Below are 23200 nucleotides of genomic sequence, written 5' to 3'. Positions count from 1 at the left end.
GTTCTCCCGAAAACCTGTCCACACGATTCGTGGAGAGTGAGAGAGGAGCACCGGGGGTCGGGGCGGCTCCGATTCGGGCGTCGCCGGGATCTGGGGCGGACGCTCTGTGTACCAGGATATGTGATGTGACGCGTGCGACGCCACCCAAGAACTGTGATGTGTGTCACTATCGAGGGTGTTGCCGACCGGAGGGGGCGCGCCGGTGTTCGACCAGGACGAGTTCATGGCGGTGCTGTCGCGGTTCGCGCGCCTGCTGCCCACCCCCTACGACGTCGGCGCAGCGCTCGACGAGCTCGTCGACGGCGTGACCGCCGTTCTGGGTCTCCTCGGGTGCGGCGTGAGCCTGCAGTGCGAGGGCCGGCTGCAGTTCGTCACCGCGGCCGCCGAGGTGGTGGGGGAGATGGAACGCTGCCAGGAGGAGGCCGGGGTGGGGCCGTGCCAGTACGCGTTCGATCGTGGCGAGCCCATCGCGGTCGCCGACGTGCGGACACGATCAGACCTGTGGCCGGACTACGCCGAGAAGGCCCGCGAGCACGGGATCGCGGCGGTGGCCGGCATACCGATGCAGCTCGCGGACGAGAAGATCGGCGCTCTCGACCTGTACGCGTGCGAACCGCGCGAATGGGCGGATCGTGAGATCGCGGCGGCGCAGATCTTCGCAGACATGGCCACCGGCTACATCGTCAACTCCAACAAGCTGCGGCAGCACGAGCAGCTGAACGCGCAACTGCAGGCGGCGCTCGATTCGCGCATCGTCATCGAACAGGCGAAGGGCATCATCGCCCACGCCCGGAGCACCACCCCCGACGAGGCGTTCCGGCTCATCCGCGGCCACGCCCGCAGCAACCAGGCACCCGTGCGGTCGGTTGCCAAGGCGATCGTCGAGGTGGGCCTGCGGGTCTGATCACCGGGTGCCGCGGCGGCCGCGGTTCTCACACCGGTCGGACGTTCTCCGCCTGAGGTCCCTTCACACCCAGTCCGATCTCGAACTCGACGCGCTGACCCTCTGTCAGCGAGCGGAAGCCCGTCCCCGCGATCTCCGAGTAGTGGACGAAGATGTCGGGCCCGCCGCCCTCCTCCGCGATGAAGCCGAACCCCTTCTCCTCGTCGAACCACTTCACAACGCCCTGTGGCATATCCGAAAAGCCCCCTGTCCCTGCGACCCTCGACTCCGGCGCCTGCGCCGCCTTCGATGCTGCCGCGAAACGGCCGGAAATTCCGGGAAAGTCGTGAACGTTTCGGGATCGGACGCGTCGCGGCCCGGTCAGCCCCGCAGACGGACGAGCGCCTTGCGCACCACCCGCGGATCGGCTGTCTCCCAGAACGGGGGCAGCGACGCGCGCAGATACCCGCCGTACCGTGCGGTCGCCAGGCGGGGATCGAGCACCGCCACGACACCCCGATCGTCCGTGCTGCGCAACAACCGGCCCACGCCCTGCGCGAGCAGCAGCGCGGCGTGGGTGGCCGCCACCGACAGGAAGCCGTTGCCCCCGCGCGCCTCCACCGCCCGCTGCCGCGCCACCAGCAGCGGGTCGTCCGGTCGCGGGAACGGGATCCGGTCCAGGATCACCAGCGACAGCGACGGTCCCGGCACGTCCACGCCCTGCCACAGCGACAGGGTCCCGAACAACGACGTCGGTTCGTCGGCCGCGAACTTCTCCACCAGGGCGCCGGTCGCGTCCTCGCCCTGGCACAGGACCGGCGTGTCCAGGCGCTCCCGCATCGCCTCCGCCGCCGCCTTCGCGGCGCGCATCGACGAGAAGAGCCCGAGCGTGCGGCCGCCGGCGGCCTCGACCAGCTCCGCGATCTCGTCCAGGTACGCGGGGGAGAGCCCGTCGCGGCCGGGGGCCGGCAGGTGCTTGGCGACGTACAGGATGCCGGAGCGGGCGTGATCGAACGGCGATCCCACGTCCAGGGAATTCCACCGCAGGTCCCCGTCGTCCGACGGTGGTTCCGTCCCCGACGCCGCGCCGGTGTCGCTGCGGGCCGGCGACTGCGGCGGCAGCCCCCAGTTGACGGCGAGCGCGTCGAACGAGCCACCCACCGTCAACGTCGCCGAGGTCAGGACGACCGTCGACGCGGCGAACAGCCGGGACCGCAGCAGTCCGCCGACGGACAGCGGCGCCATCCGCACCGTGTGGCGGGTGTTGCCGCGGAACTCGTCGGCGGCGTGCCAGACGACGTCCCGGCGGGCAGCGGGATCCGTCTCCTCGAAGGCGGTCAGCACGCGAACCGCGCAGTCGTGCACCTCGTCGACGTCCGCCAGCGCCTGGTTGCGGGCCGCGGCGGCCTCGGCGTCGAGCCCCGCCTTGGGTGGTCCGATCGCCGTGCACACGGCCCACGCCGCGTCGCGGATCGCGGCCAGCGCCGCGCCCGCGCCCTCGGGCAACTCGTCCCACCGCCCCGGCGGCAGCTCCTCGAGCAGCGCCTCCCAGTTCTCGGCGGCCCCCTCGAGTCGGTCGACGTCCTCGTCCTCGATCAGCTTCACGCAGCGCCGCGCCGCGGCCGAGACGGTGCCGCCGGACAGCTCCGCCGTCGCCACCCCGGTGACGCGGTCCACGAGTTCGTGCGCCTCGTCGACCACCACCACGTCGTGCTCGGGCAGGATCGAGATGCCGCTGATCGCGTCGATCGCCAGCAGCGCGTGGTTGGTGACGACCACGTCGACCTGCCCGGCCTCGGCGCGGGCGATCTCCGCGAAACAGTCGTCGCCGACCGGGCACCGCGACTTGCCCAGGCATTCGCGGGCGGTGACACTCACCTGACGCCACGCCTCATCCGACACGCCGGGGACGAGGTCGTCGCGGTCGCCGGTGCCGGTGGTCGACGACCACTCCGTGATCCGACGCACCTCCCGGCCGATCCGCGACAGGGCGAACGCGTCGAACAACTGGTCGTCCGCAGGCGGCTCCTCGGCCAGACCGGTGTGGATCTTGTTCAGGCACAGATAGTTCCCGCGGCCCTTGAGGATCGCGAAGCGGGGGCGCCGGCCCAGCGCCGACTCCAGCGCGCCGGCCAGCCGCGGCAGGTCCCGGTCCACCAGCTGACGCTGCAGTGCGATCGTCGCGGTGGAGACCACCACCGTCCGGCCCGTCTGCACCGCATACCGCACGGCCGGCACGAGGTAGGCCAGCGACTTGCCGGTGCCGGTGCCGGCCTGGACCGCGAGGTGCTCGCCGGTGTCCAGCGAATGCGCCACCGCCGAGGCCATGGTCAGCTGGTTGCGCCGTTCCTTGCCGCCCAGCGCGTGCACCGCGGTGCGCAGCAGTTCCGGCACATTCGGGAGTTCGGGCACCGCGTCAGGGTACTGGGCACCACCGTCAGGTTCGCGGCCCGACCTGTCCGACCAGGTCCACACCCGCCCCCCGGAGCGCCGAGAGCGCCGACTCGACGGTCGCCTCGCTCACCCCGGCCGTGTACGGCAGCAGCACCCGCGTGTCGAACCCGGCGGCGGTGGCATCGAGCGCGGTCGCCCGCACGCAGTGATCGGTGGCGATACCCACGATGTCGACCGCGGTGACCCCGTGCCCGCGCAGCCACCCGTCGAGGGACTCGCCCGTGTCGTGGCTGCCCTCGAAGCCCGAGTACGCGGCCTCGAACGCCCCCTTGGAGAAGACCGCCTCCACGCGGGTGGTGTCGAGGGCCGGATGGAACTCGGCACCCTCGGTTCCCGCCCGGCAGTGCGGCGGCCACGAGTCCACGAAGTCCGGCTCCTCGGCGAAGTGCGCACCCGGATCGACGTGGTGATCCCGGGTGGCGACCACGTGCGCGTAGTCCTGCGCGTGTGCGGCCAGATACCGGCTGATGTCCGCGGCGACCGCGGCGCCGCCGGCCACGGCCAGCGACCCGCCCTCACAGAAGTCGTTCTGCACGTCGACGATGATCAGCGCCCGCGACAACGTCCTCACCTCACGAATCGGGTCGGCACCGCGGCCTCGCCCGCCGACAGGGTCAGGGCCTCCCACGGGAGACTGATCAGCCCGTGCGCGAGCAATGCCCGGCTCTCCTCCAGCGTAGGCCCGTCGCCGACCCGCTCGCCGTTGCAGACCAGCGGAACCATCAGCTCGTGCACCACCTCGCCGTCGCCCCCCGGTGCGGGCGCGTCCGCCGGGTAGATCACCTCTTCCACCAGCGTGCCGGTCGGGCGGGCGAACCGCACCGCGCGCTTGGCGCCGCCCCGGGACTCCTTGTGCGCGCTGCGCTTCTCCACCGGGATGCCGTCGACCTCGACCAGCTTGTAGACCATCCCGGCCGTGGGCGCGCCCGAGCCGGTGACCAGCGACGTCCCGACGCCGTACACGTCGACCGGCTCGGCGCGCAGACCTGCGATCGAGTACTCGTCCAGGTCACCCGACAACACGATCTTCGTGTTCGTCGCGCCCAGGCCGTCGAGCTGCTCCCGCACCTGCCGGGCCAGCACGCCGAGATCGCCCGAGTCGATCCGCACGGCCCCGAGTCCGGTGCCGGCCACCTCGACGGCCGTGCGCACCCCGTTGGTGATGTCGTACGTGTCCACCAGCAGCGTGGTCCCCACCCCGAGCGTCTCGACCTGGCTCCGGAACGCCGCCGCCTCGTCGCGGCCCGCCCCGGTGGTGTGCACGAGCGTGAACGCGTGCGCCGCGGTACCCGTGCCCGGCACCCCGTACCGGCGCACCGCCTCGAGGTTCGACGTCGCGTCGAAGCCCGAGAGGTATGCCGCCCGCGCACACGCGACCGCCGCCTCCTCGTGGGTGCGGCGCGACCCCATCTCGATCAGCGTGCGGCCGTCCGCGGCGCTGACCATCCGCGCCGCCGCCGACGCCACCGCGCTGTCGTGGTTGAGGATCGACAGGATCAGGGTCTCGAGCAGGACGCACTCGGCGAACGTGCCGCGCACCGCCAGCACCGGCGAACCGGGGAAGTAGAAATCGCCCTCCCGGTAGCCCTCGATGTCGCCGGAGAACCGGTAACCGCGCAGCCACTCCACGGTCGAGGCGTCGAGGAACCGTGCCGCTACGGCCAGTTCCTCCTCGCCGAAGTGGAACGTCTCCAGCGCATCGATCAGCCGGCCGGTCCCACCGACCACGCCGTACCGGCGCCCGGGCGGCAGACGCCTCGCGAACACCTCGAACGTGCAAGGGCGGGAACCGGTGCCGTCCGCGAGCGCGGCCTCGAGCATCGTCAGCTCGTAGACGTCCGTGAACAGGGCGGTGCTCGCCGTCGCGGTGCGCGGCAGAAGGGAATCGGGCACCCGATCACTGTAGAGCGCGGGCCGGGATGCGGCTGTATTGCCGGGCGCCGACGCCGTACCCTGGAGACATGGCGACGTGTTCCCCGACAAGCCCGTTCGGCACCGCCCCCCCGGAGCCGTCCGACGCAGTCACCGTGGCCTCGTTTCCCGCCCTCACCATGGCGGCAGGGCAGGCAATGCCGGCGGAAGCCGAAACCGTCGAGGAGATCGAAGCAGTCGACCGGCCCTGGGTCACCGTCGTGTGGGACGACCCGGTCAACCTCATGCACTACGTCGCGTACATCTTCCAGAAGCTGTTCGGGTACAGCAAGGCCAAGGCCACCGAGCTGATGCTCAAGGTGCACAACGAAGGCAAGGCGGTCGTCTCGAGCGGCTCGCGTGACAAGATGGAACACGACGTGCAACGCCTGCACGCCGCCGGGCTGTGGGCGACGATGCAGCGGGCCGAGTGACCGGCCGCCCGCTCGCCGACCATCCCGACCGCGAAGCCAGGAGGAGCCGACCGACGTGCGGCAGTGGAGCAGGAAGAACTCGCTCGGAGGCGTGAAGCTGCGATCCGAGATGGACGCACACGAGGCGTCGGTGCTGCGCTCGCTCGTCGCATCCGTACTCGGCATGCTCGAAGAACGCGCCGCCGGCGCCCCGCAGGACGACCTCGCCGCCCTCACCGGCCTGCGCACCGGCAACTGCACCCCGCCGGACGTCCCCGCCCTGCAACGGCTGCTGCCCGACTTCCACCGGCCCGACGCCGACGCCACCGTCCATCCCGACGACGAATCCGCCGACCTCAACGGTGCCCTGCGCAGCCTGCACGAACCCGACATCATCGACGCCAAGCTCGCCGCCGGAGCCGTCATCCTGCGCACCGTCCCCGAATCCGGCGGCAAGGTGGTGCTCAGCCCGGAACAGGCCGATGCCTGGCTGTACGGGCTCAACGACCTCCGGCTGGCCCTCGGCACCACCCTCGGCATCGACGACGACACCCCCGAGACGCTCGACGAAGACGACCCGCGGGCCCCGCACCTCGACGTCTACCACTGGCTGACCTGGATGCAGGACTCCCTCGTCCAGGCGCTGCTGCCGTGACGGCCACGCCCGGACCCACCGACTCGCTCACCGACGTCGCCGGCCTGCGCGTGGGGCACTGGCAGGCCCTCGACGCCGACGTCACCCTCGGCTCCGACCACGCCTTCGGCACCGGGCGGGCCACCGGATGCACCGTCGTCGTTCCCGACCGTGCCGTCACCGCCGCCGTCGACGTCCGCGGCGGCGGGCCCGGCACCCGCGAAACCGACCTGCTCGACCCCAGCCACTCCGTCCAGCGCGTCGACGCGGTGCTCCTCACCGGAGGCAGCGCCTACGGGCTCGCCGCCGCCGACGGCGTGATGCGGTGGCTCGAGGAACAGGGCCGCGGCATTCCGATGGGGCCGCCGGGGGCCGTGGTGCCCATCGTGCCGGGCGCGGTCGTCTTCGACCTGCCCGTGGGGGAGTGGTCCGCCCGGCCCACCGCCGACAGCGGATACCGGGCCGCCGCGGCCGCCGGCACGACCGTCGCCCGCGGCACCGTCGGCGCCGGAGTCGGCGCACGCGCCGGCACCCTCAAGGGCGGCATCGGCACCGCGAGCCTGTTCCTGACCGAGGGCCCCGCCGCCGGCGTCACCGTCGCAGCCCTCGTCGTCGCCAACCCCGTCGGAGCGGTGTTCGACCCCGAGACCGGCCTGCCCTGGGGCCTCGGCCCCGCCCGGGCCGCCCGGCTCGGGCTCGTCGCGCCCACCGCAACCGACCTCGCCGCCGCCAACGCCCTCGCATCCAAGGGCACCGCCCTCAACACCACCATCGGCGTCGTCGCCACCGACGCCGACCTGACCGCCGCGGCCTGCCGCCGTGTCGCCGTCGCCGGGCACGACGGCCTCGCCCGGGCCGTCCGCCCCGCCCACTCGCCCCTCGACGGCGACACCCTCTTCGCCCTGGCCACCGGCACCGCGACGCCCCCCGGCGCGAGCCGACCGATCCCGGAGGCCTTCGCGCCCGAACTGCCCGTGCTGGCCGCCGTGTGCGAGGCGGCCGCCGAGGTCGTCCAGCGCGCCGTCGTCGACGCGGTGCTGCAGGCCACCGCGGTCGCGGGTATCCCCGCCTATCGTGACGTGTTCCCCTCCGCCTTCACGGCCGGGATTCCCACGTCGCGCTGAGGACCGCGCTGAGGGCTCAGCCCGGCGTGCCCTCCGACACGCGCTTCATCTGGTCGCCGCAGCAGATCTCCGAATGCGGCATCCCCTCGGTGCAGGGACACGGCTTCTCGTAGACGATCTGCGCGCCGCACTTCTCGCAGGCGTAGCGATCTCCGACGTTTCTCGGCACGACTGCCTCCCGGGTCCGACGGTGCCTCCCACAGTAGCCACCGGGCCGCCGGTCGACAGGGCTTTCACGGCGAAGCCCGACCGTCGCCGCGCACGTGTCGAGCGGTGCGCACGTCGGTAGGCTCGAAAGCCAGGAACACAGCACAGGACACACGCGAAGGGCGAGCGCATGACCGTACCCGACGGTTCCCGTCCCGGGCCCCGGCCCGTCTGGCAGCGCGCGGCGCTCCTGATCGCCGGATTCGTCGCCCTGCTATACGGCATCGAAGCCGTCGACGCCGCCGCGCCCGCCGACCTCGACTCCGCCGGTATCGAACCGAGAACCGCCGACGGGCTGTGGGGCGTGGCGTTCGCACCCGTGCTCCACGCCGACTGGGCGCACCTGAGCGCCAACACCATTCCGCTGCTCGTGCTCGGCTTCCTCGTGCTCGTCTCCGGCATCGGCCGCGGTCTGGCCGCCACCGCGATCATCTGGGTGGTCGGCGGGCTCGGCACCTGGCTCACCGCCGGGTCCGGCTTCGTGCACATCGGCGCGTCGATCCTCGTCTTCGGCTGGCTCACCTACCTGATCACACGCGGCATCTTCACCCGGCAGTCGAGCCAGATCGTCATCGGGGTGATCGTGCTGTTCGTCTACGGCAGCATCCTGTGGGGCGTGCTGCCCAGCGATCCGCGCGTCTCCTGGCAGGGGCACCTCTTCGGCGCCGTGGGCGGCGTCCTGGCCGCCTGGCTGCTCTCCGCCGACGAGCGTCGCCGCCGCCGCCCGCCGGCCGTGCCCACCTCCTCGTTCGGGTGAGACGCACCCCCGCGCAACAACTGACCGATCGGTAGGCTCACAGCGTCGCCGCAACTGTGACATCTCTCGATCAAAACCTGCGTTGGCTTCGTCGCAGCCACAGGGACGTGGCAGCATGACCCCCATGCGCATGACCGTCCTGGGGTGTTCCGGCAGCGTGGCCGGGCCGGATTCCGCCGCGTCGGGCTACCTGATCACCGCCCCGGGCACCCCGCCCCTGGTGATCGACTTCGGTCCCGGCGTCCTCGGGGCCCTCCAGCGCTACGCCGACCCCGGCGAGGTCTCCCTGTTGCTCTCGCACCTGCACGCCGACCACTGCCTCGACATCCCCGGCCTGCTCGTCTGGCGGCGCTATTCCCCGAACCGCCCCACCGGGCGGACCCTCGTCTACGGCCCCTCGGACACCAGCGTCCGCATCGGCGCCGCCTCCGCCGAGATCGCCGGCGAGATGGACGACGTCAGCGACACCCTCGACGTGCGCCCCCTCGCCGACGGCGAAGCCTTCCGCTTCGGCGCGCTCACCATCCAGCCCGGCCGGGTCAACCACCCGCCCGAGGCCTACGGATTCCGCATCACCAGCGACTCCGGGCGCACCGTCGTCTACACCGGCGACACCGGCATGTGCGACGAGGTCGTCGAGCTCGCGCGCGGCGCCGACGTCCTGCTGTCCGAGGCCTCGTGGACCCACGCACCCGACGACCGCCCCGACGGTATCCACCTCTCCGGCGCCGAGGCCGGCATGCTCGCCGCTCGCGCCGAGGTGGGCGAGTTGCTGCTCACCCACATCCCGCCGTGGACCTCGCGCGAGGACGTCATCGCCGAAGCCAAGGAGCAGTACTCCGGGCCCGTCCACGCGGTGTCCGCCGGGGACGTCTACCCCATCTAATAGGCTCGTCCGGGTGACCACACGAGAAGACGGCAGAGCGGACGACGAACTCCGCCCCATCCGGATCACCCGAGGATTCACCAACCACCCCGCGGGCTCGGTGCTCGTGGAATTCGGCCAGACCCGCGTCATGTGCACCGCCAGCGTCGAAGAGGGCGTGCCGCGCTGGCGCAAGGGCTCCGGTCTCGGCTGGCTCACCGCCGAATACGCGATGCTCCCCGCCGCCACCCACACCCGCAGCGGACGCGAATCCGTCAAGGGCAAGCTCGGCGGCCGCACCCAGGAGATCAGCCGCCTCGTCGGCCGCGCCCTGCGCGCCTGCATCGACCTCGCCGCCATCGGCGAGAACACCATCGCCATCGACTGCGACGTCCTGCAGGCCGACGGCGGCACCCGTACCGCCGCCATCACCGGCGCCTACGTGGCCCTCGTCGACGCCGTCGCGTGGCTGAGCGCGGCGGGCCGCCTCACCGACCCGCAGCCGATCTCGTGCGCCATCGCGGCCGTGAGCGTCGGTGTCGTCGACGGCCGCGTCCGCCTCGACCTGCCCTACGAGGAGGACGTGCGCGCCGAGGTCGACATGAACGTCATCGCCACCGACACCGGCACCCTCGTCGAGGTCCAGGGGACCGGCGAAGGTGCGACCTTCGCCCGGTCCACCCTCGACAAGATGCTCGACTCCGCGCTCGCCGGCATCGCCGAACTGTGCGAGATCCAGAAGCAGGCGCTCGACGCCCCCTACCCGGGCACGCTGCCGCAGCCCGTGACCCCGGAGCGGACCAGGAAGAAGTTCGGTGTCTGACAGGGTGCAGGTGCTCGTGGCGAGCCGGAACGCGAAGAAGTTGCGCGAACTGCGGCGCGTCCTCGACGCCGCCGGGATCGAGGGGATCGACCTCGTCGGACTCGACGCCGTGCCGCCCTACGACGAGGCGCCCGAGACCGGCGCGACGTTCGAGGAGAACGCGGCCGCCAAGGCGCGCGACGGCGCGGCGGCGACCGGAATGCCGTGCGTCGCAGATGATTCCGGACTCGAGGTCGATGCCCTCAATGCGATGCCCGGGGTGCTCTCCGCCCGGTGGTCGGGGCGGCACGGCAACGACCACGCCAACACCGAACTGCTGCTCGGGCAGCTGCAGGACGTTCCCGACGAGCGCCGCGGCGCGGCATTCGTCTCCGCCTGTGCCCTCGCCGTCCCCGGTGACGACGGCGAGATCGCGGTGCACGTCGTGCGCGGTGAGTGGCGCGGCTCCATCGTCCACAGCCCGCGCGGCGCCAACGGTTTCGGCTACGACCCGGTGTTCCGGCCCGAGGGGGAGGAGCGCACCGCCGCCGAGCTCAGCGCCGAGGAGAAGGACGCCTCGTCGCACCGCGGGCGCGCACTGGCACGATTGGTGCCCGATCTCGCAGCGCTCGCCCGCTGACGCCCGCCGCCGCGGCGCGAAGCCTGCGCTCCCACGCGAAACAAGAAGCCGCCCACGCAATCGCGTGGGCGGCTTGCTGTTTCGCGCGCCGATCGGCCGGCCGGATCAGACGCCGAAGTCGGCCTTGACCTGCTTCGTGCGCTGGTGCTCGACGAAGAACGACAGGAACGGGATCGTGCCGGCGAGGAGGGTGCCGATCGTGCGGCCCGCGGGCCAGCGCACCTTGATCGCCAGGTCGAGCGTGAGCACCAGATACACCGCGTAGACCCAGCCGTGGACCACGGCGATCCAGCCGGGGACGTTCTCGACCTTCAGGATGTACTTCGCGACCATCTCGCCGGTGAGCACAAGCAGCCACACGCCGGTGATCCAGGCGAGCGCGCGGTACCGCGTCAGGGCCGAGGCAATCTTCTTCCGGTCGGCCTCCGGACGGGACTGCGGCGCGGTCGAACCGCTCGTCTGGTCGGGTGCCTGCTCGGGGGTCGTGCTCACTGAGCGCTCCTATCGGACCTGCGCGCAAGCTGCGCGAGGTAATCGTTGTACTCCAGCATCTGCCGAGCCTCCGGGTCGTCCGGATCGACGGCCGCGTTCGGATCGAGCCCAGTGCGGGGCCGCTGGGGGAGGAGATCCTCGGGGATCTCGGTGGGTTCCTTCGGTTCCGACGCGCGCGGCGCACCCGTGGCCTGGCTCTCGGCGTCCTCGGTCTCGAGTTTCACGAACCGGCGGTAGGCGTAGACGCAGAAGAAGGCGAAGGCGGGCCACTGCAGGGCGTAGCCGAGGTTCTGGAACGTGCCGCCCACGGCCTCGAACCGCGTCCATTGCCAGAAACCCAGACCGAGACAGCCGGCCGCGGCGACCGCCACCAGTACGACGAGGGCAAGGCGACGCGGCGGACGGTTCTCGGACACGTCATCAAAAGTACCCGAGCGGCCCCTCGACCTGCCAAGAGCGGTCGGGGGGCCGTGGGCGAGGTCACGTGGTGCGCGAGGGGGGACTCGAACCCCCACGTCCTTTCGGACACAGGTACCTAAAACCTGGGCGTCTGCCTGTTCCGCCACTCGCGCTGGACCCATGAACCATACGACATCCGACCGAGAATTACCTCGTCCGTAGTCGATGGTTTCGTGCCGCCCACGTCGCTGTCTGGCTGTGGCAGTTGGGGCAGAGGAAGCGGACGTTTTCCGGTCGGGAGTCGTTCGGATTCCCGTCGATGTGGTCCACATGCAGTGTCAGTGGGAGATCACACCATTCCGGTCCGATACCGCAGCTTTCGCACTTGTGGGGGCGGCCGGACTCGAGGAGGGCGCGGCGGAGTAGCTTCGCCATTCGTCGCGGCGTGCCCGTGGGCTGCACTACAAGTACCTCCCGCCACGGGAGGCGATTTCGTGCCGGTGCCCCACCCATGTGCGCTTGACCAGTGAAGTGAGATGTGTCGAGCCCCAGCCGTTTGATCCGGCGACTGAGGTGATGGTGCGAACCCCCGCTCGGCACCAGGCCCAGGTAGCGCATGACCCCCGCAACGCTCGTCGAGTTTCGGACCGCATCCTCGAGGACTTCCCGTGTGTACTTCGTCGACCGTCCCATCATCCCCCCTGGATCGAATGTATGTTCGATGCGCGGGACTGTATCGGACGGCGCCGACAAATTGCCGAAAGTGCCCTCATGCACGCGTTTCGCGGTCAGTCAAGATGGTAACGATTGTGTAACGATAAACCTGAGGGATTCCTCAGGTTGATGGACGTCCATGTAGCCGCGCAGCCTGCGCGGACTCTCCCTACCAACCGGTCACTTCTCCGACCTGCTGTGAGTGATCTCACGTGCCCCCTCGGGGGAGGTAACCCGCGCGGAACAAAACATGAGGAACCCCTCATGATTTTGTGTCACTCTTGGGTAGCCCGAACGAGCAGATCAGAGCCCATCAGAACGCCAACGGCGGCGCGGGCGGCCACGAGACCACGCCCTTGCGGTGTTCAGGAGAGGAACTACACGCGTGACGATCGACGAGACCACACCAGCCGACAACGGACGGAACTCGAAGGCATCACGACGCGCCAGTGACCGGGGCAACGCCCCCGCTTCCCGTAAGGGCGCGCTGGTCGACAAGCTCCTCGCCGGGGAGCCCTACGCACTCGCCTTCGGTGGCCAGGGCGCTCCCTGGCTCAGCTCCCTCGAAGAACTCAGCCGCGACAACGGGCTCGAGCCGGTCCTGACCGAACTGGTCAACGAGGCCACCGCGCTGCTCGCGCCCGTCGCACACGACCTCGTCGTCGTGCGCCCGAGCGGCTTCGACCCCATCGCCTGGATGCTCGAGCAGGAGGTCGCCGACGAGGACGAGACGCCCGTCTCCGGCCCCTCCGAGTCCACGCTGACTTCCGCCGCGGTCTCGCTGCCCGGCGTGTTCCTGACCCAGGTGGCCGCGCTGCGCGCGCTGGCGAACCAGGGCCTCGACGTGACCGCCCAGGCCCCGGCCGCCGTGATCGGCCACTCGCAGGGCGTGCTGGCCGTCGCGGCCACCGAGGCCGCCGGCGCCAAGGACGGGCAGATCCTCGCGATCGCCCAGCTCATCGGTGCCGCCGCCACCCTCGTCGGCCGTCGCCGCGGCATCATCGCCGGCGCCGAGCGCTTCCCGATGCTCGCCGTCGCGAACGTCGACCCCGAGCGCCTGCGCGCCGTCGTCGCCGAGGTCTTCGCCGACCAGGACCCGCAGCGCTCCGCGGTCGTCGCCATCCGCAACGCCCGCCGCCGCGTCGTGCTGTCCGGCCCGCCTGCCGCCCTGGCTCGCGTGCAGCAGCGCTGCGAGGAGATCTCCGCCGCGGAGACCCGCGAGCGTGAGGCGAAGAAGCGCGGCGGTGCCGTGTTCGCCCCGACCTTCGAGCCGGTCTCCGCCGAGATCGGCTTCCACCACCCCGCTCTCGCCGACGCGGTCGAGCAGGTCGCCGACTGGGCCGCCCGCTGCGGCCTGGACGCGGACCTCGCCCGCTCGCTGGCGCAGGAAGTGCTCGTCGACCCGGTCGACTGGGTCGCCCTCGTCGACGACGCCGTCGCGGCCGGCGCCTCGTGGATCCTGGACATGGGTCCCGGTGAGCTGCTGACCCGTATGACCAGCTCGGGCCTGCGTGGCCAGGGTGTGGGCATCATCGCGGCCGCCACCCGCGGCGGTCAGCGCAACCTGCTGACCCCGGGCGCGGAGCCCGAGGTGCCGCAGCCGTGGTCCGCGTTCGCGCCGAAGCCGGTCACCCTGCCCGACGGCCGCCAGGGCGTCGAGACGGCGTTCACGCGCCTGACCGGCCGCTCCCCGATCCTGCTGGCCGGCATGACGCCGACCACCGTCGATCCGAAGATCGTCGCCGCGGCAGCCAACGCCGGCCACTGGGCCGAGCTCGCCGGCGGCGGCCAGGTCACCGAGCAGATCTTCGCCGACCACGTCGAGGAACTGAAGGGGCTGCTCGAGCCGGGCCGCGCCGTGCAGTTCAACTCGATGTTCCTCGACCCGTACCTGTGGAAGCTGCACGTGGGTGGCAAGCGGCTGGTGCCGCGGGCCCGCGCCGCGGGCGCGCCGTTCGACGGCGTGGTCGTCACCGCCGGCATCCCCGAGCTCGAGGAAGCCGTCTCGATCATCGAGGAGCTGACCGAGGCCGGCATCAGCTACGTCGCCTTCAAGCCGGGCACCGTGGCGCAGATCCGCTCGGTGATCCGCATCGCGAACGAGGTGCCGAACTACCCGGTCATCGTCCACATCGAGGGCGGCCGCGCCGGTGGCCACCACTCGTGGGAGGACCTCGACGATCTGCTGCTCGCCACCTACGCCGAGCTGCGCACCCGCTCCAACCTGGTGCTGTGCGTCGGTGGTGGCATCGGCACCCCCGAGCGGGCCGCCGACTACCTGACCGGCCGCTGGTCCACCGCCCACGGCTTCCCGGCGATGCCGCTCGACGGCATCCTCGTCGGCACCGCGGCGATGGCGACGCTCGAGGCGACCACGTCGCCCGAGGTCAAGCGGATGCTCGTCGAGACCCCCGGCACCCCCGACTGGGTCGGCGCCGGCACCGCCTCCGGCGGCATGGCCTCCGGCCGTAGCCAGCTGGGCGCGGACATCCACGAGATCGACAACGCCGCGTCCCGCACGGGCCGCCTGCTCGACGAGGTCGCGGGCGACGCCGAGGCCGTGGCCGCGCGCCGCGACGAGATCATCGCCGCGCTCGACGTCACCGCGAAGCCGTACTTCGGCGATGTCGCCGAGATGACCTACGGGCAGTGGCTCGCCCGCTACCTGGAGCTGGCCGTCGGCTCGCAGGAGGTGGCCGACGCGGCCGAGAACCCGTGGATCGACGTCACCTGGCGTGAGCGCTTCCACGAGATGCTGCAGCGCGCCGAGTCCCGCCTGCACCCGGCCGACCGTGGCCCGATCCCGACGCTGTTCGCCGACGACGCGGCCCTCGACCGGCCGTACGCGGCGCTGGCCGCGCTGACCGAGCAGTTCCCGGACGCCGACTCGGTGGTCCTGCACCCGGCCGACGTTCCGTTCTTCGTCTCGCTGTGCCGCACCCCGGGCAAGCCGGTGAACTTCGTCCCGGTCGTCGACCAGGACGTGCGTCGCTGGTGGCGGTCCGACTCCCTGTGGCAGGCCCACGATCCGCGCTACAGCGCCGATCAGGTCTGCATCATCCCGGGCACCGTCGCCGTCGCGGGCATCACCCGCGCCGACGAGCCCGTCGGTGAGCTGCTCGACCGCTTCGAGAAGGCCGCGGTCGACGAGCTGATCGCGGCCGGCGTCGAGCCGGTGCAGATCGCGGCCCGCCGCCACCAGGACCTCGCGGCCGGCCTGCTCGACGCCGTGCTGTCGGCTCCGGACGTCAACTGGGCCGGCCGGCAGACCGTCAACCCGGTGCACCGCCTCGGTGACCTGGACGAGTGGTCCGTCGAGTCCGACACCGCCGCCGTGCACGGCGCGACGGGCGCCACGCTGAGCGTTCTCGACGCCGAGCACGTGGGCCTGACGGTGCCGCTCGCCGGCGACAAGACCGTCGAGATCCGCCTCACGGTGCCCGCCACCGTGCACACCGGTGGCGCCCCGGTCGTCACCGCGGACGACGCGTCGGCGTCGATGTCGGCGCTGCTCGGTGTCGCCGCGGGGCAGGAGCTGCCCGCGGTGAAGAAGGGCGCGGCCCGCATCACCCTCGGCTGGCTGCCGGAGAAGATCGCCGACCACGCCGGTGTCACCGGTTCGGGACTGCCGCTGAACCTGACCCCGAGCGGCCACGGTGTGCCCGACGTCCTGGTCGGCGCGTGCTGGCCGGCGGTGTTCGCCGCGCTCGGCGCCGCGCAGACCGACGACAGCCTGTCGGTGATCGAGGGCATGCTCGACCTGGTCCATCTCGACCACGCCGTCGACGTGAAGGACGGTCTGCCGACCGATCCGTCGATCCTGGGCGTCAAGGCCGAGGCACGGGACGTGGCCGACACCGACCTCGGCCGGGTCGTCGAGGTGCACGTCGAGATCACCGCCGACAACGGCAACGGCTCGGGTGACACCACGGTCGCCACCCTGATCGAGCGGTTCGCGATCCGTGGCCGCACCGGCAAGGCCGAGCTGGCCGATCCGGTCCGTGCCGGCGGTGCCGTGAGCGAGGACGCGGTGGAGACCCCGCGTCGCCGCCGCCGCGACGCCGTGATCGTCGCCCCGATCGACATGAGCGCCTTCGCGCGGGTGTCGGGCGACCACAACCCGATCCACACCTCGGACAACGCCGCCCTCCTGGCCGGCCTGGGCACCCCGATCGTGCACGGCATGTGGCTGTCCGCCGCCGCCCAGCAGGTCGTCACCGCCCTCGAGGCCGACGCCAAGCTGCCGGCCCGCCGCCTGACGGCGTGGACCGCCCGGTTCCTCGGCATGGTGCGGCCGGGTGCGCAGATCGACGTGCGCGTCGACCGCATCGCGACCGACCGTGGCGCCGAGATCGTCGAGGTGAGCTGCCGCGTGGACGGGGACCTGGTGATGGTCGCCACCGGCCGCACCGCCGCCCCGCGCACGGTGTACGCGTTCCCCGGCCAGGGCATCCAGCGGCCCGGCATGGGCCTGGACGCCCGCGCCCGCTCGAAGGCCGCCCGGGAGATCTGGGATCGCGCCGACAAGCACACCCGCAAGGCCCTGGGCTTCTCCATCCTTGCCGTGGTGCGCGACAACCCGACCGTGCTCAAGGCCCGCGGCGTCACCCACAAGCACCCGGACGGCGTGCTGCACCTGACCCAGTTCACGCAGGTCGCGATGGCGACCCTGGGTGTCGCCCAGATCGCGGAACTGCGTGAGGCCGGCGCCTTCGTCGAGGGTGCGCTCCTGGCCGGCCACTCGGTGGGCGAGTACAACGCGCTCGCCGCGGTCGCCGGGGTGCTGCCGCTCGAGGCGGTGCTCGAGGTGGTCTTCAGCCGCGGGTCGGCGATGCACGCCCTCGTGCCGCGCGACGAGCAGGGCCGTTCGAACTACCGCATGGCCGCGATCCGGCCGTCGCAGTTCGGTGTCGCCGACGCCGATCTCGAGGCGTTCGTCGCCGGGGTCGCCGAGGAGACCGGGGAGTTCCTGCAGATCGTCAACCTGAACCTGCGCGGCTCGCAGTACGCGATTGCCGGTACGGTCGCCGGTCTCGAGGCCCTCGAGTCCGTGATCGAGCGCAAGGTCGCCGAGTTCGGGGGCAAGCGTGCGTTCATCCTGGTCCCGGGCATCGACGTGCCGTTCCACTCGACCGTCCTGCGCGGCGGCGTGGACGACTTCCGGGAGCGCCTGCTGAACCTGCTGCCCGAGCAGATCGATCCCGACATCCTCATCGGCCGCTACATCCCGAACCTGGTGCCCAAGCCGTTCAACCTGGGCCGGGAGTTCGTCCAGGAGATCGCGGACCTGGTGCCGTCGGAGCCGCTGGCTGAGGTCCTCGCGGACTTCGACACCTGGGCGGCTGACCCCTCGAAGCTGTGCCGCGTGGTGCTCGCCGAGCTCCTCGCCTGGCAGTTCGCGTCCCCGGTCCGCTGGATCGAGACGCAGGATCTGCTGTTCGCCGACGAGGCCGACGGTGGCCTGGGTGTCGAGCGGTTCGTCGAGGTCGGCCTCGGCGCCGCCCCGACGGTGGCGAACCTGGCGTCGCAGACGCTGAAGCTGCCGGGCCGCTTCGGGCAGCCGGTCGAGGTGCTCAACATCGAGCGCGAGGCCTCGATCGTGTACTCCACGGACGTCGATCCGGCGCCGGTGGAGGACGACGAGCCGGCCTCGGCCGACGCTTCCGCTGCCGCTCCGGCCGCGGCCGCCGCTCCGGCCGCCGCGCCCGCAGCTCCGGCGGGTGGTCCGCGTCCGGACGACATCGCGTTCAAGGCCGCCGACGCCACGAAGGTGCTCATCGCCCTGTGGACGAAGCTGCGCCCGGATCAGATCGGTCCCGCCGACACGATCGAGGCGCTGTGCGACGGCGTGTCCTCGCGGCGCAACCAGCTGCTCGTCGACCTCGGCTCGGAGCTGTCGCTCGGTGCCATCGACGGTGCGGCCGACGCCGACATGGGCGCGCTCGCCGGCACGGTCGATCGCCTGGCCCGCACCTACCGGCCCTTCGGTCCGGTGCTGTCGGACTCGATCAACGACCACCTGCGCAAGGTGTTCGGCCCGTCGGGCAAGCGTCCCGCCTACGTCGCCGACCGGGTCACCAAGGTGTGGGGTCTCGGCGAGGGCTGGGCGTCGCACGTGACCGCGGAGGTCGCGCTGGGCAGCCGGGACGGTTCGTCCGTCCGCGGCGGTGCGCTCGGCGGCCTTTCCGACGGCGCGCTGTCCGACGGTGCCGCCGTCGACAAGCTGATCGACGCGGCCGTGCAGTCGGTCGCCGGCCGCCGCGGTGTCGCGGTGTCGATGCCGTCCGCCGGTGGCGGTGGCGGTGCCACCGTCGACGCTGCCGCGCTCGGCGAGTTCGCCGAGGGCATCACCGGCTCGAACGGTGTGCTCGCCAAGACCGCCCGCCTGATCCTGTCCGAGCTGGGCCTGGCCGACGCGGCCTCGGACCTCGCGGACAAGGCGGACACCGAGCTGGTCGACCTGGTCTCGGCGGAGCTCGGCTCCGACTGGCCGCGGCTGGTCGCACCGGCGTTCGACGCCCGCAAGGCCGTGCTGATCGACGACCGGTGGGCGACGGCCCGCGAGGACCTGGCTCGCATCTGGCTCGGTGCCGAGATCGGCGCGGAGCGGTTTGCCGGTGCGGGTGCCACGGTCGCCGCGCACGCCGCGTTCTGGGCGGGCAAGGCCACCGAGGCCGGCCGCACGGAGCTCGCGCAGGTCTTCGACGCCGTCGCGACGGCCGCCCGGCAGACCGGCGACGCCGAGTACGCGGGCGAGGTCGCCGTGGTCACCGGCGCCAGCAAGGGCGGGATCGCGGCCGCGGTCGCGGCGAAGCTGCTCGCCGGCGGCGCCACGGTCGTGGTCACCACGTCGAGCCTGAACGACAGCCGCCTCGGCTTCTACAAGGAGCTGTATGCGCGCAACGCACGCTCCGGTGCGGCGCTGTGGGTGGTCCCGGCCAACATGGCGTCCTACGCCGACGTCGACGCCCTGGTGACGTGGCTCGGCACCGAAACCGTGGAGACCGCGGGCGGCGCCAAGAAGCTGATCAAGGAGGCCCTGACCCCGACGCTGCTGTTCCCGTTCGCCGCGCCGCGCGTGTCCGGGTCGATGGCCGACGCCGGTGCCCGCGCCGAGATGGAGATGCGGGTCCTGCTGTGGTCGGTGGAGCGCCTGATCGCGGGCCTGGCCGACATCGGCTCCGACCGTGACGTGGACACCCACCTGCACGTCGTGCTGCCGGGTTCGCCGAACCGCGGCAAGTTCGGTGGCGACGGCGCCTACGGCGAGGCGAAGGCCGCGCTCGACGCGATCGTCAACCGCTGGCACGCCGAGCGCATCTGGGCCGAGCGGGTCACCCTCGCCCACGCCCTCATCGGGTGGGTGCGCGGCACCGGCCTGATGGGCGGCAACGATCCGCTGGTGGAGGCCGCCGAGGCCGCCGGTGTGCGGACCTGGTCGACCGACGAGATGGCCGTCGAGCTGCTGAAGCTCGTCACCGCCGGCTCCAAGGAGGCCGCCGCGGTCGAGCCGCTGGTGGCGGACCTGACCGGGGGTCTGTCGGAGGCCGACATCGACCTGCCGGCCCTGGCCAAGCAGGCGCAGGAGGAGGCCGAGGCCGCGAAGGACGCCGCGGCGGAGCCCGAGCACGCGACGATCGCGGCGCTGCCCGCACCGCCGCGCCTGGACGCGACGCTGCCGGCACCGGAGTGGAACACGCTCGACGTCGACCCCGCCGATCTGGTGGTCATCGTCGGCGCCGGCGAGCTCGGCCCCTACGGGTCGGCCCGTACCCGCTTCGAGATGGAGGTCGACGAGGAGCTGTCGGCCGCCGGTGTGCTCGAGCTGGCGTGGGCCACCGGCCTGGTGGCGTGGGAGAACGATCCCAAGCCGGGCTGGTACGACGCGGAGACCGGCGAGCTGGTGCCCGAGGCGGAGATCGCCGACCGGTACCACGACGCGGTGGTCGAGCGCTGCGGCATCCGCCGCTACGCCGACGACGGCGCGATGGTCGACAACGCGGCGCCGCTGCTGACCTCGGTGTTCCTGGACAAGGACCTGTCGTTCGTGGTGGGTTCCGAGGCCGAGGCCCGCGCGTTCGTCGACGCCGACCCGGAGAACACCGTCGCGCACTCGGTTCCGGACAGCGGTGACTGGACCGTCACCCGCAAGGCCGGCACCGAGATCCGGGTGCCCCGCAAGATGAACCTGACCCGCACGGTCGGCGGCCAGATCCCGACCGGGTTCGACGTCACCAAGTGGGGCATCCCCGCCGACATGGCCGAGTCCGTGGACCGGGTGGGCCTGTGGAACATCGTGACCACGGTCGACGCGTTCCTCTCCAGCGGTTTCACCCCGTCGGAGCTGATGCGCTGGGTGCACCCCTCGTACGTGGCGAACACCCAGGGCACCGGCATGGGCGGCATGACCTCGATGCGGTCGCTGTACATCGACACGCTGCTCGGCGAGTCCCGCGCGAACGACATCCTGCAGGAGGCCCTGCCGAACGTCATCGCCGCGCACGTGGTGCAGTCGTACGTCGGTGGCTACGGCGCGATGGTGCATCCGGTGGCGGCGTGCGCGACGGCCGCGGTGTCGGTCGAGGAGGGCGTCGACAAGATCAAGCTGGGCAAGGCGCAGCTGGTCGTCGCCGGCGGTTTCGACGACCTCGGCATCGAGGGCATCGTCGGGTTCGGTGACATGTCGGCCACCGCGAAGTCGGACGACATGACGGCCAAGGGCATCAGCGATCGCCGGTTCTCCCGGGCCAACGATCGCCGGCGCGGCGGTTTCGTCGAGTCCGCCGGTGGCGGCACGGTCCTGCTCGCCCGCGGCGACCTGGCGCTGGAGATGGGCCTGCCCGTCCTCGGTGTGGTCGCGTGGGCAGGGTCCTTCGCCGACGGCGTGCACACCTCGATCCCGGCTCCGGGCATCGGTGCCCTCGGCGCCGGTCGCGGCGGGCTCGAGTCGGGCCTGGCGCGGGAGCTGCGCAAGCTCGGCGTCACCGCCGACGACATCGCGGTGATCTCCAAGCACGACACCTCCACGGCGGCCAACGACCCGAACGAGGCGGAGCTGCACGAGCGTCTGGCCGGGTCGCTGGGCCGCAGCGAGGGCGCGCCGATGTTCGTGGTGTCGCAGAAGTCGCTGACCGGTCACGCCAAGGGCGGCGCGGCGGCGTTCCAGCTGATCGGCCTGTGCCAGGTCCTCAGCCAGGGCGTCGTCCCGCCGAACCGCAGCCTGGACTGCGTCGACGACAAGATGGCCGAGTTCGAGCACCTGGTGTGGCCGCGCACCCCGCTGCGCTTCGGCGAGCGGTACGCGCTCAAGGCCGGTCTGCTGACCAGCCTCGGGTTCGGTCACGTGTCGGGGCTGATCGCGGTGGTCCACCCGCAGGCGTTCGTCGAGGCGATCCCGGCGGAGCGCCGGGAGGCCTACGTGGAGCAGGCTCAGGCCCGCGCCGTCGCCGGTAAGCGCCGCCTCGCGGAGGCGATGACCGGGGGTGCGGCCCTGTACCAGCGGCCCGCCGACCGTCGCTTCGGCGGGGACTCGGTGCCGGCCAAGGCGGCACGCCAGCTCGAGGCCGACGTGCTGCTCTCGCCGGAGGCACGACTGGGTGACGGCGACGTGTACCGTTCGGGTCTGCCCGGCTGCAAGTAGCCGCCGGCCGCACGGTCACAGAGAGCGGGTCACGGGACGGATGGGAGTTGCGGGGATCGGGTTCGACCTGGTCACGGTGTCGGAGTTCGAGGAACAGCTGGGCCGGGCAGGCACGGCGATGCTCTCGAACTTCACCCCGGGCGAGCGTCGCGACGCGAACACCCGCAGCTCCCGTCCGGGCCGGCACTTCGCCGCCCGGTGGGCGGCGAAGGAGGCGCTGATCAAGGCGTGGTCGGCGTCGCTGTTCGGCAGCCCACCGGTGCTGCCGGAGACCGTGCACCGGCAGATCGAGGTGGTCTCCGACGCGTGGGGCCGACCCGGGATCCGGCTGCACGGCGACGTCGCCGAGCACCTGACCGGGGTGCGGATCCACGTCTCGCTCACCCACGACGGAGACATGGCCGGCGCGTTCGTCGTGCTCGAGGACGACCCGCAGGCGTAGGAGTCTGCGGGAGAATTCCGCGTCAGGCGGGGGAGGCGTGCGTCTCCTCCGCCTGACGCGTTTCCACCTGGCCGTCGTCCTCCGGGACCGGCCGCTCGGTCTCCTCCGCCCGGGCGGCGGCCTCACGGCGCCTGCGCCGCTTGGCGCTGGTGCGTGACTCCTTCTCCGCCACCATCAGATACGCACCCATCAGCCGCTTGAGCTCGACGACCGCGTCGGCGTGGCTCTGGTCGTCCTGCACGGAGAAGTTCAGCATCGAGTAGACGACGTGCACGAGCACCTCGGCCATCAGCGTGCGACGCTCGCGCGGGGTGTCGGGCATGAGCGGAGCCAGCATCCGCGCGATCTGCTCGGCGAACTCCTTCTCGTGGATCGCGCCGGTCGCCCGGGTCGACGGGGTGGACTGCATCGCGAGCCACACCTCCCGCCGCGAGGGGTCCGACATCCACAGCCCGGCGAGATGGTCGACGAAGGCGTTGAGGAACCGCAGCCAGTCCACGGAGGGGATGACGCCGTCGAACTTGGCGAGCTCGTCCTGCACACCCACCAGGTCCTGCCGGTTCAGTTCACACACGATGACGTACTTGTTGGCGAAGAACTGGTAGAGGGTTCCGATGGGGACATCGGCACGGGCAGCCACCTCTTCGCAGGTGAACGACTCGAAGCCGACCTCGGTGAGCAGTTCGCGGGACGCGGCGAGCAGCGCGTCGAACTTGCGCCGGCTGCGCTCCTGCGTCGGGCGACGGCGCGGCACGAGTTCCTGGGGCGCCGCCTGGACCTCCAGCGCCGGATCGATACGGCGTGGGGTGCGGCCGCGCTTCGT

At 71.9% G+C, this 23200-nt stretch carries 19 protein-coding genes and 1 tRNA gene; 10 read left to right on the top strand and 10 right to left on the bottom strand.

Annotation, left to right across the window (positions count from 1 at the left end; translation table 11 throughout):
• Positions 1 to 202: 202 nt before the first annotated feature.
• Positions 203 to 904: a GAF and ANTAR domain-containing protein gene (locus A4U64_RS14285; RefSeq protein ID WP_029542970.1), complete on the top strand. Its 702-nt coding sequence runs from the start codon at positions 203 to 205 to the stop codon at positions 902 to 904.
• 28 nt (positions 905 to 932) lie between these two features.
• On the opposite strand, the gene A4U64_RS14280 is transcribed toward A4U64_RS14285, so the two are convergent.
• The 4 genes from A4U64_RS14280 to A4U64_RS14265 form a co-directional block, all read right to left on the bottom strand.
• A complete protein-coding gene (locus tag A4U64_RS14280) occupies positions 933 to 1136 on the bottom strand; it encodes a cold-shock protein (RefSeq protein WP_029542972.1) in 204 nt (67 codons plus the stop codon).
• Between the two features lie 128 nt (positions 1137 to 1264).
• On the bottom strand, positions 1265 to 3295 hold the full coding sequence (locus A4U64_RS14275) for an ATP-dependent DNA helicase (protein WP_065922697.1): 2031 nt from the start codon (positions 3293 to 3295) through the stop codon (positions 1265 to 1267).
• Positions 3296 to 3320: 25 nt separating this feature from the next.
• Positions 3321 to 3899: an isochorismatase family protein gene (locus A4U64_RS14270; protein WP_065923497.1), complete on the bottom strand. Its 579-nt coding sequence runs from the start codon at positions 3897 to 3899 to the stop codon at positions 3321 to 3323.
• Positions 3900 to 3904: 5 nt separating this feature from the next.
• The gene (locus tag A4U64_RS14265; protein WP_065922696.1) at positions 3905 to 5230 is read right to left on the bottom strand and encodes a nicotinate phosphoribosyltransferase; all 1326 of its coding nucleotides are present in this window, start codon (positions 5228 to 5230) and stop codon (positions 3905 to 3907) included.
• Positions 5231 to 5298: 68 nt separating this feature from the next.
• On the opposite strand from A4U64_RS14265, the gene clpS reads away from it, so the two are divergent.
• Genes clpS through A4U64_RS14250 form a run of 3 tightly spaced genes read left to right on the top strand, consistent with a single transcriptional unit; the run spans position 5299 to position 7419 of the window.
• On the top strand, positions 5299 to 5682 hold the full coding sequence (gene clpS / locus A4U64_RS14260; RefSeq protein WP_065922695.1) for an ATP-dependent Clp protease adapter ClpS: 384 nt from the start codon (positions 5299 to 5301) through the stop codon (positions 5680 to 5682).
• 55 nt (positions 5683 to 5737) lie between these two features.
• Positions 5738 to 6316 carry an oxidative stress transcriptional regulator AosR gene (gene aosR / locus A4U64_RS14255; RefSeq protein WP_006937528.1) on the top strand — a complete coding sequence of 193 codons (579 nt, stop codon included), beginning with the start codon at positions 5738 to 5740 and terminating at the stop codon, positions 6314 to 6316.
• On the top strand, positions 6313 to 7419 hold the full coding sequence (locus tag A4U64_RS14250; protein WP_065922694.1) for a P1 family peptidase: 1107 nt from the start codon (positions 6313 to 6315) through the stop codon (positions 7417 to 7419). Before aosR ends, A4U64_RS14250 begins: the two co-directional genes overlap by 4 nt.
• 16 nt (positions 7420 to 7435) lie before the next feature.
• On the opposite strand, the gene A4U64_RS28525 is transcribed toward A4U64_RS14250, so the two are convergent.
• Positions 7436 to 7588, bottom strand: coding sequence for a hypothetical protein (locus A4U64_RS28525; RefSeq protein ID WP_168579503.1), 153 nt, complete (start codon positions 7586 to 7588; stop codon positions 7436 to 7438).
• A 168-nt stretch (positions 7589 to 7756) separates the two neighbouring features.
• Between A4U64_RS28525 and A4U64_RS14245 the strand changes: the two genes are divergently transcribed.
• The 4 genes from A4U64_RS14245 (at position 7757) to rdgB (ending at position 10690) form a co-directional block, all read left to right on the top strand.
• Positions 7757 to 8383, top strand: coding sequence for a rhomboid family intramembrane serine protease (locus tag A4U64_RS14245; protein ID WP_065922693.1), 627 nt, complete (start codon positions 7757 to 7759; stop codon positions 8381 to 8383).
• A 124-nt stretch (positions 8384 to 8507) separates the two neighbouring features.
• Positions 8508 to 9269 carry a cyclic nucleotide-degrading phosphodiesterase gene (locus A4U64_RS14240; protein ID WP_065923496.1) on the top strand — a complete coding sequence of 254 codons (762 nt, stop codon included), beginning with the start codon at positions 8508 to 8510 and terminating at the stop codon, positions 9267 to 9269.
• 13 nt (positions 9270 to 9282) lie between these two features.
• Complete coding sequence (gene rph, locus A4U64_RS14235) at positions 9283 to 10071, top strand: ribonuclease PH (protein WP_006937538.1); 789 nt, start codon at positions 9283 to 9285, stop codon at positions 10069 to 10071.
• Positions 10072 to 10081: 10 nt separating this feature from the next.
• Positions 10082 to 10690, top strand: coding sequence for an RdgB/HAM1 family non-canonical purine NTP pyrophosphatase (rdgB, locus tag A4U64_RS14230; RefSeq protein WP_044476031.1), 609 nt, complete (start codon positions 10082 to 10084; stop codon positions 10688 to 10690).
• A 105-nt stretch (positions 10691 to 10795) separates the two neighbouring features.
• Here the strand turns inward: rdgB and A4U64_RS14225 are convergent, their stop codons facing one another.
• The 4 genes from A4U64_RS14225 to A4U64_RS28810 form a co-directional block, all read right to left on the bottom strand.
• Positions 10796 to 11182, bottom strand: coding sequence for a DUF3817 domain-containing protein (locus tag A4U64_RS14225; RefSeq protein ID WP_029542990.1), 387 nt, complete (start codon positions 11180 to 11182; stop codon positions 10796 to 10798).
• Positions 11179 to 11598, bottom strand: coding sequence for a hypothetical protein (locus tag A4U64_RS14220; RefSeq protein ID WP_006937553.1), 420 nt, complete (start codon positions 11596 to 11598; stop codon positions 11179 to 11181). The genes A4U64_RS14225 and A4U64_RS14220 overlap by 4 nt, the downstream gene beginning before the upstream one ends.
• Before the next feature lie 69 nt (positions 11599 to 11667).
• Positions 11668 to 11754, bottom strand: a tRNA-Leu gene (locus tag A4U64_RS14215).
• Between the two features lie 34 nt (positions 11755 to 11788).
• Positions 11789 to 12274 (bottom strand): HNH endonuclease, encoded by a 486-nt coding sequence (locus tag A4U64_RS28810; protein WP_072635004.1) that lies wholly within the window; start codon positions 12272 to 12274, stop codon positions 11789 to 11791.
• A gap of 406 nt (positions 12275 to 12680) precedes the next feature.
• On the opposite strand from A4U64_RS28810, the gene A4U64_RS14210 reads away from it, so the two are divergent.
• Together A4U64_RS14210 and acpS are read left to right on the top strand one after the other, a co-directional pair.
• Positions 12681 to 21935 carry a type I polyketide synthase gene (locus tag A4U64_RS14210; protein ID WP_006937558.1) on the top strand — a complete coding sequence of 3085 codons (9255 nt, stop codon included), beginning with the start codon at positions 12681 to 12683 and terminating at the stop codon, positions 21933 to 21935.
• A gap of 40 nt (positions 21936 to 21975) precedes the next feature.
• Positions 21976 to 22377, top strand: a complete 402-nt coding sequence (gene acpS / locus A4U64_RS14205) for a holo-ACP synthase AcpS (protein ID WP_006937559.1) — start codon at positions 21976 to 21978, stop codon at positions 22375 to 22377.
• Positions 22378 to 22399: 22 nt separating this feature from the next.
• Here acpS and A4U64_RS14200 read toward each other — a convergent pair whose 3' ends face one another.
• A complete protein-coding gene (locus A4U64_RS14200) occupies positions 22400 to 23173 on the bottom strand; it encodes a TetR/AcrR family transcriptional regulator (RefSeq protein ID WP_373566480.1) in 774 nt (257 codons plus the stop codon).
• Positions 23174 to 23200 lie beyond the last annotated feature (27 nt).

The organism is Rhodococcus sp. WB1 (assembly GCF_001700945.1).
Classification (GTDB): domain Bacteria; phylum Actinomycetota; class Actinomycetes; order Mycobacteriales; family Mycobacteriaceae; genus Rhodococcus; species Rhodococcus aetherivorans.
This window is presented reverse-complemented; position numbering and strand designations above follow the sequence as displayed.

Bases quoted from the DNA above. Each gene is read 5' to 3' on its own strand.
- A4U64_RS28810 (WP_072635004.1), bottom strand. From the start codon at position 12,274: ATGGGACGGTCGACGAAGTACACACGGGAAGTCCTCGAGGATGCGGTC.
- acpS (WP_006937559.1), top strand. From the start codon at position 21,976: ATGGGAGTTGCGGGGATCGGGTTCGACCTGGTCACGGTGTCGGAGTTC.
- A4U64_RS14245 (WP_065922693.1), top strand. From the start codon at position 7,757: ATGACCGTACCCGACGGTTCCCGTCCCGGGCCCCGGCCCGTCTGGCAG.
- A4U64_RS14240 (WP_065923496.1), top strand. From the start codon at position 8,508: ATGCGCATGACCGTCCTGGGGTGTTCCGGCAGCGTGGCCGGGCCGGAT.
- A4U64_RS14280 (WP_029542972.1), bottom strand. From the start codon at position 1,136: ATGCCACAGGGCGTTGTGAAGTGGTTCGACGAGGAGAAGGGGTTCGGC.
- clpS (WP_065922695.1), top strand. From the start codon at position 5,299: ATGGCGACGTGTTCCCCGACAAGCCCGTTCGGCACCGCCCCCCCGGAG.